General features: G+C 58.8%; 11 protein-coding genes and 1 pseudogene. 1 reads left to right on the plus strand and 11 read right to left on the minus strand.

Going from position 1 to position 12,373, the window contains the following annotated elements:
- The 8 genes and pseudogenes from mraY to AB4043_RS02725 all read right to left on the minus strand — a co-directional run.
- Nucleotides 1-467: pseudogene (gene mraY / locus AB4043_RS02690) on the minus strand (phospho-N-acetylmuramoyl-pentapeptide-transferase); the annotation flags it as partial.
- A 120-nt stretch (nt 468-587) separates the two neighbouring features.
- The gene (locus AB4043_RS02695) at nt 588-1,964 is read right to left on the minus strand and encodes a UDP-N-acetylmuramoyl-tripeptide--D-alanyl-D-alanine ligase (protein WP_442300884.1); all 1,377 of its coding nucleotides are present in this window, start codon (nt 1,962-1,964) and stop codon (nt 588-590) included.
- A complete protein-coding gene (locus AB4043_RS02700; RefSeq protein ID WP_442300883.1) occupies nt 1,961-3,451 on the minus strand; it encodes a UDP-N-acetylmuramoyl-L-alanyl-D-glutamate--2,6-diaminopimelate ligase in 1,491 nt (496 codons plus the stop codon). Before AB4043_RS02700 ends, AB4043_RS02695 begins: the two co-directional genes overlap by 4 nt.
- Before the next feature lie 81 nt (nt 3,452-3,532).
- On the minus strand, nt 3,533-5,848 hold the full coding sequence (locus tag AB4043_RS02705; protein WP_442306453.1) for a penicillin-binding transpeptidase domain-containing protein: 2,316 nt from the start codon (nt 5,846-5,848) through the stop codon (nt 3,533-3,535).
- A gap of 54 nt (nt 5,849-5,902) precedes the next feature.
- On the minus strand, nt 5,903-6,397 hold the full coding sequence (locus AB4043_RS02710) for a cell division protein FtsL (protein ID WP_442300881.1): 495 nt from the start codon (nt 6,395-6,397) through the stop codon (nt 5,903-5,905).
- A 15-nt stretch (nt 6,398-6,412) separates the two neighbouring features.
- Nucleotides 6,413-7,306: a 16S rRNA (cytosine(1402)-N(4))-methyltransferase RsmH gene (gene rsmH / locus AB4043_RS02715; RefSeq protein ID WP_442300880.1), complete on the minus strand. Its 894-nt coding sequence runs from the start codon at nt 7,304-7,306 to the stop codon at nt 6,413-6,415.
- 36 nt (nt 7,307-7,342) lie between these two features.
- Nucleotides 7,343-7,783, minus strand: a complete 441-nt coding sequence (locus AB4043_RS02720) for a division/cell wall cluster transcriptional repressor MraZ (RefSeq protein WP_147647281.1) — start codon at nt 7,781-7,783, stop codon at nt 7,343-7,345.
- A 360-nt stretch (nt 7,784-8,143) separates the two neighbouring features.
- Nucleotides 8,144-8,638 carry a DUF2127 domain-containing protein gene (locus AB4043_RS02725; RefSeq protein ID WP_442306454.1) on the minus strand — a complete coding sequence of 165 codons (495 nt, stop codon included), beginning with the start codon at nt 8,636-8,638 and terminating at the stop codon, nt 8,144-8,146.
- A gap of 281 nt (nt 8,639-8,919) precedes the next feature.
- On the opposite strand from AB4043_RS02725, the gene AB4043_RS02730 reads away from it, so the two are divergent.
- Nucleotides 8,920-9,474, plus strand: a complete 555-nt coding sequence (locus AB4043_RS02730) for a fasciclin domain-containing protein (protein WP_442300878.1) — start codon at nt 8,920-8,922, stop codon at nt 9,472-9,474.
- A 149-nt stretch (nt 9,475-9,623) separates the two neighbouring features.
- Here AB4043_RS02730 and AB4043_RS02735 read toward each other — a convergent pair whose 3' ends face one another.
- From AB4043_RS02735 to AB4043_RS02745, 3 genes are all read right to left on the minus strand, one after another.
- Nucleotides 9,624-10,304, minus strand: coding sequence for a Fe2+-dependent dioxygenase (locus AB4043_RS02735; protein WP_442306455.1), 681 nt, complete (start codon nt 10,302-10,304; stop codon nt 9,624-9,626).
- 64 nt (nt 10,305-10,368) lie between these two features.
- Nucleotides 10,369-11,205 carry a TonB-dependent receptor domain-containing protein gene (locus AB4043_RS02740; protein ID WP_442306456.1) on the minus strand — a complete coding sequence of 279 codons (837 nt, stop codon included), beginning with the start codon at nt 11,203-11,205 and terminating at the stop codon, nt 10,369-10,371.
- The coding region (locus tag AB4043_RS02745) for a TonB-dependent receptor plug domain-containing protein (protein ID WP_442306457.1) at nt 11,111-12,373 on the minus strand (1,263 nt) is incomplete at its 5' end. The genes AB4043_RS02740 and AB4043_RS02745, both read right to left, overlap by 95 nt.

The following is a 12,373-nucleotide window of genomic DNA, read 5'->3' on the forward strand; positions in this document are numbered from 1 at the left end:
CCCTTATGCTGCAGCACACACAGCGCCAGTGCGACTCCCAGGCTGACCAGCAACTGCAGCGCAAACTTCTGCTTCGAGGTCAGGCCAAGGTTCCGCTTATGGACGACCTTGATGTAGTCGTCCGCAAATCCGATCGCCGCAAAAAAAAACGTCGAAAGAATGGTAATCCAGACCAGCGGATTCGACAGATCGCTCCACAGCAGTGTCGGCACCAGAATGGAGATGCAGATCAACACGCCTCCCATCGTCGGCGTGCCCTTCTTCTTCTGGTGACTCTGCGGCCCCTCTTCGCGGATGTACTGGCCGATCTGGAACTCGCGCAGCCGCTCAATCACATAGGGGCCGATAATCAGCCCGATCAATAGAGCGGTCAGGGAGGCAAAGACGGTCCGGAACGTAAGATAACGGAAGATCCGGAACAGCCGGAAATATGGAAATAACTTCTGATAGAGCAGCCAGTAAAGCATGTGCGCCTAGAGCAGTTCTCCTAAAGGTGTAGAGCGAAGCGTTTGCAGTTTGCGCCGTTTTCCTTCGAAGAAAACGGCATTCGCAGATTTCTCCAACACCACAGTATTAGGAGAATTGCTCTAGTGTATCCCCGCCAATGCACGTTCCAGACGTACCCCGCGTGATGCCTTCAACAGCACAGCGTCACCGGCTCGCAGATTGGCCTGCAGCCACTGGCCTGCCTCCTCCGGCGTAGCCACAAAGATCGCGTCGGCACTCTCTGCCCTTGCCCCGGCAACCAGGTGCTCTGCCAGACCACGCACTCCAATCACATGCCGGATCCCGAGCTGCGCCATCGTCCGTCCACTGGCCTCATGCAGAGCCGGCCCTTCCGGGCCCAACTCCAGCATCTCGCCGGCGATCACGATATGCCGCCCCGCCTTTACCGCCAGCAGCGCTTCCACCATCGCGTCCAGAGCCCGCGGGTTGGAGTTGTAGCAGTCGTTGATCAATGTCGCTCCACGCCAGTGCAAAACCTCGCCGCGCTTGTCCGAAGGCTGCAGCTCGCCTAGCCCTTCCACGCATTCCGCCAAGCTCATGCCGCACTGCAGTCCGGCGGCGATGCCGGCAAGTGCGTTGTAGACATTGTGGCGTCCCAAAAGCGCCAGCTTTGCCTCAGCACGCTCTCCCCCGGCGACCAACGTGAAAGTCATGCCCTCCGCACCGGCTTCGTGTACATTCTCTGCCCGTACCGTCGCTGTTTCGCCCAGGCCATAAAAGACAGCGCGACTGCCCATTCCTTTACCGAAGGTGCTGACGTACTCGTCGTCGGCGTTCAGAATAGCGATGCCATCGGTGGGCAAGGCCTCCACCAGCTCGTACTTGGCGCGGGCAATGCCGGCGATTCCATCCGGGAAGTATTCCAGGTGCACCGGAGCGACATTCGACACCACGGCCCAGTCGGGCTCAGCGATCTTCGCCAGCAGGGTGATCTCACCGGCATGATTCATGCCCATCTCAAGGACGGCAATCTCATGCTCCGGCTCCAGGCGCAACACCTGCAGCGGCACACCGAAGTTGTTGTTYAGATTGCCGGCAGACTTCAATACCGTGAACTTCGCTCCCAGAACGGCAGCCACAGCTTCCTTGGTTGTGGTCTTGCCTGCTGACCCGGTAATGCCGATCACACGTTTGCCCCAGTGCCTCCGCACAGCGGTTGCGAGCTTCTGCATCGCCGCCAACACACAGTCCTCGCCTTCGGGCACGCGAAGCAGCTTACCTTCATCGACGGTCGCGGGAACGATCCAGTGCATGCTCACCACGGCAGCTACAGCGCCATCCTTCAACGCCGTCTCTACGAAGTCGTGACCATCCAGCCGTTCCCCCTTGACCGCAAAAAATAGATCACCGGCGGCGATGGTGCGCGAGTCGATCGAGTAGCCATAGGCCACGGCATCGTCATCGAAGTCGCCTTCGGCATGAATCCAATCCGCAATCTGGCCGAGCGTCAGCTTCATGCCATCTCCTTCAAGACGCGTACGGCCACCTCGGCGTCATCGAACGGAATCGTGCGGTCGGCCAGTACCTGGGTCTTCTCGTGTCCTTTGCCTGCCAGCAGCACAATGTCACCCGGCTTCGCTGCCGCCAGTGCCCGGCGAATGGCCTGCTCGCGGTCAGCCTCGACGATGCAGTCCGTTCCTGTCTCCTCCACACCACGCAGCGCCTGCTCGATGATGATGCCGGGATCTTCCGAACGTGGATTATCACTGGTCAACACCACCAGGTCGCTTCCCCGGCCTGCGGCACGCCCCATCTTCGGCCGTTTCGTACGATCGCGATCACCGCCGCAGCCGAAGAGTGTGATCACGCGATGCTCTTTCCCCGCGAGTTCCCGAGCCAGCCTGATCAGGTTCAACAGCGCATCGTCGGTGTGTGCATAGTCCACTGCCACCGTGATGTCTCGATCGTTCGGGACTGTCTGGAAGCGGCCTGGAACGAACGGAAGCTCCGCGACGCCCGCGGCAATCTGTTCCAGCGAAACACCGCGTGCATACGCCGCAGCCGACGCCGCCAGCGTATTCAAGACATTCACACGTCCGGTCAGACTCGTCCGCAACAGAATCTCTCCCGCAGGCGACTTCAGCACAAAGCGCGTCTCGCCGGCGCGCAATATAACCTCTTCTGCACGCCACTCGCCCTTCGTCATGCCGTAGGTGGCCACGACCGTCCCTTCACGTAGCGCAAACTTCTCCAGGCGATGACCGTACTCGTCCTCTGCGTTAATAACGGCAACCCGCGGAGGCGGCGACCCCACGCCCGCAAACAGGCGTTGCTTGGCGGCGAAGTACTTCTCCATCGTGCCGTGATAGTCCAGATGGTCCTGCGTCAAGTTGGTAAAGATGGCCACATCCACCGGCATGCCCCACACGCGCTCCTGATCGAGCGCGTGGGAGCTCATCTCCATCACCGTCTCGCTCGCTCCCGCTTGGATGCCCTCGGCAAACAGCGCCAACAGATCGCGCGCTTCGGGAGTGGTATGAGGAGACTCACGTACCTCGCCTGCCAGGTGCACTTCGATCGTGCCGACAAGAATGCTCTTGCGCGCCGTAGCCTGCAGCATCGCCTCTACCAGGAAGGTGGTCGTCGTCTTTCCGTTCGTTCCGGTAACGGCCGTAAGCTTCAACTTCTGCTCGGGATGCCCGAAGAAGTTGGCGCTTGCCGTTGCCAGAGCGCGACGTCCATGCTCCATCAATCCGATGCAGAGATGTGGCCAACGCGACAGCGCATTGGTGAAGCTCTCCCTTGAATCGGTAAGAACTCCACCTGCGCCTTTATCCATGGCCTGGCGGATGAACTTATTGCCGTCGGTTGTGCCGCCTCGCATCGCCACAAACAGCGAACCTTCACGCACACGGCGCGAGTCGTATTCGACACCCGTAATCTCGCACGAGCCATGCGTCTGCTCGTCGAGCTCGATACCTGCAACTACTTCGGAAAAAAGCATATAGAGAGACTTAGAAATAAGGATCTTTGACTGAGAAATATGGGTCTTTGACTGCGAAAATGAAAGTCTTTAAAGGGACGCCTAGCGCAGGAAGCGCACAACCACCTGCGTGCCCACAGGAACCATGGTACCTGCCGACGGCACCTGCTCCCTCGCCAGACCGCTGCCGACCGGCTGTACACGTAGTCCTACCGAGTTCGCCTGCTGCACGACCTGGCGTAGCGCGGCTCCATTGAACGCCGGCACCGCCACCCGCTTTGTCGCGTCGACAATCACGCCGCCATCTTCCTTACGCTGTGCCAGCGGAGCAACCTTTGGCGCGGTCAGGGGCTTGTTATCCGCCGCGTCGGCCATGGTGTTCGCTCCTCCATTGGCACGGAAGGCTGCCAGCACCTTCTCCGGGAGCAGATTCAGCACAGACCTCTTCGCCGGCTGTGACGCCGCGGGCTCAGGCTCGGGTTTGGCCGGACCGGCGTTGGCTGTCCCTTTCAGCGGATCGTCGTCCGGTAGCGCATTGGCCTCGGCAAACATCGCATTCAGATCGGCATTACTGTCCTCGGGATGATCGTCGTGCTCGACCTTTGCCAGCTTTATCTCGTCAGCATGCTTCTTGGGGTTGAAGGGCTGATCGTGCGGTATGCCCAGGTACTCCAGCACCTGCTGCGCCACTTCGGCGAAGACCGGCGCGGAGACCGAGCCACCGTAGTAAGAAGGCCCCGCTGTAGGCGTATCGATCACTACCGCAACCGCGATCGCCGGCGTACTCACGGGAGCAATGCCGGCAAAGCTGGCAACGTGCTTGGTCTTGGAATAGGTGTGCGTTGCTGCATCGATCTTCTGCGCCGTTCCCGTCTTGCCACCGCTGGAATATCCGTTTAATGCCGCGAGTGTTCCAGTTCCATTCACCACGATGGACTGCATCATACTGCGCATCTTCGCAGCGGTCAGTTCAGTGATCACGCGGTGCGACCCATCCGGCAGATTCTTCGGAAGTTCGTTCTGCGGACGGAATGGGGTTGCTTTTAGCTCAGCATCGCCCTTCATCTTCTCCGTCTCGGAGAGAATGATGTGCGGCGGCAGATACATGCCGCCGTTGGCAATCGTGGAGACCATCGTCACCAACTGGATCGGCGTTACGCCGACCTCCTGACCGATGGCCAGCGACCCGATCGATGCCGGATCCCACTTCCGGACCGGGCGCAGCAGGCCGCGGGTCTCGCTCGGCAGCTCGATACCGGAGCGATCGCCGAAACCGAAGCCGCGCATGTATTTGTAGAAGCGCTCATTACCGAGCTTCATGGCGAGCTTCACTGCCGCGACATCGCTGGATTTCTCCAGGGCACGCTGCACCGTAACCACGCCCATGCCGCGATCGGAGATGTCGTCGTGAATCGTTCGGCCAAAGATCGTAATCGCACCGCCCTGGCAGTCCACCAGGTCTTCCGGCTTTACGTTGGCGCCATCGAGCGCCGAGGCATACGTCACCAGCTTGAAGGTCGAGCCAGGCTCATAAACATCGCTCACTGCCAGGTTCGACAGCGCCTTCGGATCGAGATGCCGCGTTTCATTCGGATTGAAGCGCGGTGACACCGCAAGTGCGAGAATCTGCCCTGAGCGTGGATCCTGCACGACAACAACACCATGCAGCGCCTTGGTCTTCTCCACCTGTTCGTCCAGGGCTCGCTCGGCGATGTGCTGAATGTTGGCGTCGATGCTCAGCACCAGGTTTTCGCCCGGCAGCGGCTCCTGCTCAATGCTGCCCAGCACCTTGCGGCGGGCATCGAGCGCGGTGCGCACCTTCCCCGGTGTGCCGTGCATATCTTCCTCAAACTCACGCTCCAGACCGCCCAGACCGACATCCTCGGCCCCGACATAACCCAGCACCTGCGAGGCCAGATCGTTGTTCGGGTAGAAACGCTTGAACTCCTTCTGGAAGTAGACCCCTTTGAGGTTAAGGTCCTTAACCCGCTCCGCGATCTCGGGCGTCACACGATGCGCGACCCAAGCAAAGTTGTGCGAGGCAGTAAAACGCCCCAGGATGCTCTGTTCGGAGGTAAAGCGATCATCCGGATCGTCGTGCACCACATGCGCCAGCAGACTGGCGGCATCGGCAGCGTTGCTGCCCAGCTCCTTGGGGACGGCGTAGATCGAATCGACGGAGACAGTCATTGCCAGCTCACGCAGATTGCGGTCATACAGCAGACCACGTCGCGGAGCCACAGTCACACTGCGTTCCTGCTGACTCGCCGCCTTCTCTACATAGTGTGAATGGCGGATGATCTGCAGCCAGACCAGACGGCCCGAGATGACTATTGTCCAGAAAAGAAAGAACGCCGCCACGTAGACGAACCGGACACGCTTGATCGGTGCGGTTAGCGTCTGACGTGGGGGCGCCACAGTATGCATCTACTTCAACCTCAGCATCCAGAGAAACAACAGAACGACAAACTATTAATGCGTGGCAACCTGCGCCACGACCGGAGCGTTCGGATCGTTCACACCATCCGGACGAACCACCTGACCAGGGAGCGGAGCTGACAGGCCAAGCTGCGCGGCCATCGTGTGGATCCGCTCAGGATCGGTCAACTGGGCCTCCTGCAGACGGAGCTGGCGATTCTGCTCCTGCATCTGCTGAACCTGCTGCTTGGCAGCCTCGATCCGGTAACCCGCTTCAATCGCGCTGAAGTGCTGCCAAACGTACACCATCACCAGCACGAACAACACCGCACAGGCAGAACCGAAGGTACGCATCTCACGCTTGCGGACCGGATCATCGGCCTTCACGATGCGCGAGTTGTCGAGGTACTTGTGGAAGAGAACCTCGGGTGTCGGTCCGCGGCGTGCCGCGCGCTGCGTCTCATAGACACGGCGATTCCGCTCGGCCGGCGACTCGGTGCGGCACTTCCGCCGTCCCATTCCATCAATTGTCTGCGCCACGCTTGCCATTGCCGTGCTCCCTTCTCACTTCTTCTCCGCTACCCGCAGCTTGGCGCTGCGTGCCCGCGGATTGCGTTCCATCTCGTCCTCAGTCGCCGTTACCGGCTTCTTCGTCAAAACCTCGTACTCGCCTGTCCGCGATCGCTCGCGAAAGTCGTCTTTTACTAACCGGTCCTCCAGCGAGTGAAAACTGATCACCGCCAGCCGGCCACCGGGCTTCAGAAGAGATGGCGCGCTTCCAAGCAGCGACCGGATCTCCCCCAGCTCGTCATTCACGTAAATCCGGAGCGCCTGAAAGGTCTTGGTCGCGGGATGAATCTTCTCGCCTTTCATTGCTGGGGCCGCGGCCGCTACCACTCGGGCTAACTCCCCCGTCGTCGTAATCGGCCGGGCCCTGACAATGGCTCTGGCGATTCTCCGCGAACTCCTTTCCTCTCCGAATTCGTAAATCAGGTCGGCGAGCTCGTTTTCGTCGATCTGATTTACCACCTGTTCGGCACTCACCCCTACCTTGGGGTTCATCCGCATATCAAGCGGACCGTCGTGCCTGAAACTGAATCCTCTGTGCGGTGTGTCCAACTGCAGACTGCTTACGCCAAAGTCCGCCAGGATGCCATCGAGCGTTCCAGGCGCAACCACCTGGTCCGCCTCGCTGAAAGCCCGTGCATGAAACTCGACCTTCGGCATCGTCGCCTTCAGCTCTGCCGCCAGATGCTCCAGCCGCTCCTTCGCCAACTTCATGGCGTCCGGATCGCGGTCGAAACAATGCAGCGTTCCATGTGGCCCCAGGCGGCGAGCGATTCCGCTCGTATGCCCGGCGAGTCCAAGCGTTGCGTCAGCGTAGTTTCCGCCGCGCCGCACATTCAGGAAGTTCAAAACCTCTTCAAAAAGAACCGGCACATGAAGCGATGCAATCATTCATCCCCCATGTGGCTCCCTTGGGAGCTCAAACCGTTACAGACCCAGGTCAGCCAGTGCAGCCTGGTCGTCCATCGTGAGTGGCTGGCTCTCAAGCTCAGCCTTGAAGGCATCGTGGTTCACCAGCTCCAGGTAGGTCTGCGATCCCAGAACCACCACCTCGCCCTTCACACTTGCTGCCTGCCGCAGAATGGCCGGAATCAGAACTCGTCCCTGCTCGTCCATCTGCGCCATCTGGCCGTAATAGTTCGTTACGTCCAGAAACTTCTTCTTGTGGGGGTTCATGGAGGGGATCTGCGCCAGCCTCTCCTCGATCTTTTCCCACTCCTTCAGCGGATAAATCTCAGCCCGCTTGCCGTCCTTGCTGGTGATGTAGAACTGGTCGCCATACACATCCTTGCAACGGCGCATGAACTCGGCAGGGAGCTTGAGCCTGCCCTTTTCGTCAACACGCGCTGGATGATTTCCGCGAAACATCGTTCCTCACTGCCAGCAAGAACCCAAGAACTAATCAGGAGCCCAAGTTGGTTACGGTGCGAATCTTGCTGTTCGCATCCGTTCCGGGGTTAGAATCATGCCATCTGAGCAATCTTCAACCCTTTTGTTCCACTTCTTACCACTTCGACCCACAGAATCTCCCATAAGTTGCCCTAATACAAGTCCCTAAATTGCGGAAAACATTGGCAGTTCCAGAATGGGCTGTGGAAAACTCACGCTGTGGGGGTAACCAAAGGGTATACCCCTACCCATAGTGTTTAGAAGATTGGTGCGGAAGGGTAGCGCGGCTGAGGAAATCCGTGGTAAGCGAAAATTAGGCGAAAGTGGACCGGAACCGCGTCAATCCTGCTGTTTCCGCCGCCGCATCCGCGACAGAGTCCATAGCAAATAGGCCACAATGAGCAGGTTCGCTATGAGGATCCCCAGCCTCCAGATGTTGGGGTGACGTGCCAGCTCATAGATCTCCCAGGGTAGAAAGACCAGGCTGGCAATCACTGTCAGATACTCTGCCCAAACCTTCTCCCGCACCAGGCCCACGCCCTCTACCAGCTTCAGCGCGCCGTAAGCAAAAGCGGAAGCGCCAATCTGTTTCAGGCGGTGATTGTCGATCAGGTCGATCTTGTCGAAGGCGAGTGAGACCAGCCGGCCATCTTCGTTCAGGTGGAGATAGCGCACCAGGTTTGTGAGCTCGTCATTGAGATCCTTATTGAGCAGATGAAGCACGCCCAGACCGACGGCTACGGAAAGTGCCGCTTCCAACACCTTCAGGATGYCGATGGCCAGCAGACCAGAGTCATGGTGTTTTGCTACAGGATGGGACTGCGTGCCGTTCATACGCGCGAGGAGGCCTGACTTCCAGCTTCGAGGCAAGACTACCGGACTGTCAAACCCACGCGAGAGAACAGACGATAAATACGCACGCGTCCTCATGCACCGGTTATCGGCCATTTCTAGAGAAACCTTTACGCACGACAACCAGTTCTGGATTGTGCAGAGCGCAAATATGCCTTTCATCCCGCGCAAGCCAACCGAGGGGCAACACCAATCTGGCACGTTCTCTTCCTTCGTCCTTTGCATGAACACGCCATCAAGGCCGTTCGAGGAAAGGACACCCCATGAAGACATTTCTGACAGCTTGTTTTGCCACGGTGCTCGCCGGACTCACACTCTCCACGCAGGGGCAGATGAAGAATCCCGATGTCGGTGGAGCTGCGATGTATCCCGCAAAGACCATCGTCGAGAACGCGGTCAACTCTCCGATTCACAAGACGCTGGTCGCCGCGGTCAAAGCCGCGGGACTGGTCGACACACTCAACAGCGCTGGGCCCTTCACTGTCTTCGCTCCTACAGATGATGCCTTCGCCAAACTTCCTGCCGGCACAGTGGAAAATCTTGTGAAGCCCGAGAACAAAGACATGTTGGTCAAGATCCTGACCTATCACGTCGTCCCTGGAAAGATCACTGCGAAAGAACTGACCGCATGGATCAAGAAGAACGGCGGGAAGTATTCCATGAAGACCGTTCAAGGAGAAACCCTGACCGCATGGATGAACAATGGCAAGGTGATGCTGACCGATGAAAAGGGAGGCATGGCCACGGTGACCACAGCAGACGTCTTTCAGAAGAACGGTGTGATCCACGTCATCGACACGGTTGTGATGCCAAACTAGGGCGTGCCACGGCAGATGGAGCCTGGTCGTGAGGGCGACCAGCTCCACCTGCGTGTTGCCCGAAGCACCGTGTGTGTTTTGCTTCGGACCCTTCGGGGCGCACCTGCGATGTTCCGAGGCAAGGCAGGCGCGCCCATCCTGAACACTTCCTACAGCTCAGCCCACTGCCGCAGCAGGTTGTGATACACGCCCGTCAATTGCACCGTTGAAGGGTGCTCAGGATGATCAACAGCCAGTCTCTGGATTGAGGTATCGAGATCGAAGAGCAACGTACGTTGCCCATCCTGGCGCACCATACTCTGCAGCCAGAAGAACGAGCTAACACGAGCTCCACGAGTCACCGGTGTGACATGATGCAGACTCGTCGACGGATACAGGATCATCGAGCCTGCAGGCAGCTTCACGCTCTGCACGCCATACACATCTTCGATTCTGAGCTCGCCTCCGTCATACTCTGAGGGCTCAGTAAGAAAGAGCGTGCACGAGAGATCGGTACGAATACGGAATCCCGTATTTCCAATCGGACGCACAGCCGTATCGACATGCGTGCCGAAATGACCGCCGCCCGCATACCGGTTGAACATCGGTGGAAAGACTCTCAGCGGCAGGGCTGCTGRAAGAAACAGCGGATTGGAACCCAACGCGTTGAGAACGATCTCCCCTAGCTGCTGTGCAACGGGGTGCGTCTCCGTGAGCTGCTGATTGTCCTTTACCGTCTGGGCCTGATAGCCGGCGGTTGCTTTTCCATCCGACCAATCGGCGGCATCAAGAATGGAGCGCATCTGACGTACCTGCTCCGGGGTAAGAACATCAGGAATCGTAACTAACATCGGTTTGTGTTACTCCTTGCTGAATAAGCGCAGGACCCGGCATCCGCGAGCCCTGCACTCCGGGTTAGAAGCGCGCGTTGAAACCAAACTGCGCGTTGAAGCCTTCTCCTGGAATCAGGTGATTCGGATGGGGCTGATCGATATAGAACTTGTTGCCAAGGTTGTTGAGATTTGCCTGGAAATCGAGGCGATCGCTGAGCGGCTTGCGTATCATCGCCGAGAAGATCCAGTAATCAGGAATGCCTTTGTAATCCAGACGAACGTTATTCACGTTGGTGGCCGCGGTCGTGTCATAGACCGCAATCAGGGCGCCAGTGCTGGCGCGGCGTGCTGCTGTGTAGTTGGTGCCAAAGCCGCCGACGAAGCCCCATCCGATATCGTGCGTCACCCACAGGTTGCCGGTGTTCTTCGGGACGTTGGCGAATGGCATACCTACCGGATTGATATAGAAAGGCGCCGAACGCGACAACGCGAGACTCGCTGCATCTCCCTGCGCGGCAATCGCCGCGGCCTGGGTTGCAAACGGTGACGCATTCAGTGCCGTAGCTGTGACACGTCCGGACAGGTAGGCATAACCCGCGAGGATGTCGAAATGCTGTGGCAGATGTCCCAGCACGCCGAACTGCACACCCTGGATACGCTGGTTTCCGACATTACGCACCTGGGTGGTGTCGAACGGATCTGTCTCATATACATTCGACTTCGTCGTGCGGAAGTAAGCTCCGTTGACGTTGAGGCGATCGCGCATGAAGGCCCACTTCGCACCGGCTTCGTAGGTCTCATTCTCCTGCGGCGCCTGCGTTGCGTTATTGGCGCTGAGGCTCAGGCTTTCTGCGGAAGGATTGAAGCTTGTACCCCAATCGAAATACACGCTGCCGTTCGGACGGGGCTTCGCCACCACAGCAGCACGATAAGTCGGCTTGTCGTCCGCCCGCCATGGAAATCGGAGCGCAGGTTGCGTTATACCCGGTAATCTTCCCTGTGGAGTCTTTGATCGCAGTCAGCGTTCCCGCCGTCAGGATCTGAGGCTCGGTGATCACCACATTGCGTGGGTAGTTGCCCCAGCGGGTAATGTTGCGCAGCGTTGCCCGCGTGCCGATGTCATGTTCCACCTTCGCAGTGACGACATCGGGATTCGTCCGCAGGAAGTTGTCATTGGCGAAGCCGTAGTAGTTCTTGCGATTCACCTGCGCCACACGCGGTCCGAAGTAAGGCAGGCCGTAATCCGGAGTGGAGTTTTCGGCTTCGTGCAGATAATTAAGGCTGAAGCGCGTCGGCGAATTCAGACCGAAGATAAGCGATGGAGCAATGCCGAAACGACGTGTCTCCGCATAATCGCGCTGCGCGACCTTGCTCTGCGTTCCAACCACATTCATACGGAAGGCCGCGCCGTTAAGGGTGTCATTCAAAGGCACATTGATATCGCCCGCAACACGGCGCATGAGGTTCGTACCGAGCTGTAGTGATCCACGGGCAAACTGATCCGCCTGCGGCTGCTTTGTCTCCTGGTTGATGACGCCACCGGTCGATCCACGGCCGAACTGCACGCTTGCCGGTCCCTGCAGCACCGCCACCTGATCGTAGTCGAAGGCATCGCGGTAGTAGCTCCCGAAGTCGCGAATGCCGTCGAGGAACATGTCGTTACGCGCGGAGAAGCCGCGGATCGTCAGGTTGTCGCCCTGTGCTCCAGCCTCTCCGGCTGCGATCGAGATACCCGGCGAGTTACGCAGCGTGTCACGCAACGTGGTGACCTGCTGCTCCTGCATGATGTACTGCGGAATCACGTTGACGGTTTGCGCGGTATCCAGCAATGGCTGAGTGAACTGCGTCAGCGCGACGGTCGTCGACTGCGTGGTTACATCCACCTGCTCGGAATTCTGCACGCCGATCTCAAAGGTGGAGTCGCCCACCACCTTCACGCCCAGGCCGGTCTCTCCCAGTAACGCACGCAGAGCCTGCTCGGCGGACATCATGCCGCTAATGCCCTTGGTGCGGAAGCCGGCCACCGTCTCGGCGGGAACCTTCAGGGTCACTTTGCTGCCGCTCTGTGACTCGAAGCTCCGCAGCGC

Source organism: Terriglobus sp. YAF25 (genome assembly GCF_052113305.1).
GTDB lineage: Bacteria > Acidobacteriota > Terriglobia > Terriglobales > Acidobacteriaceae > Terriglobus.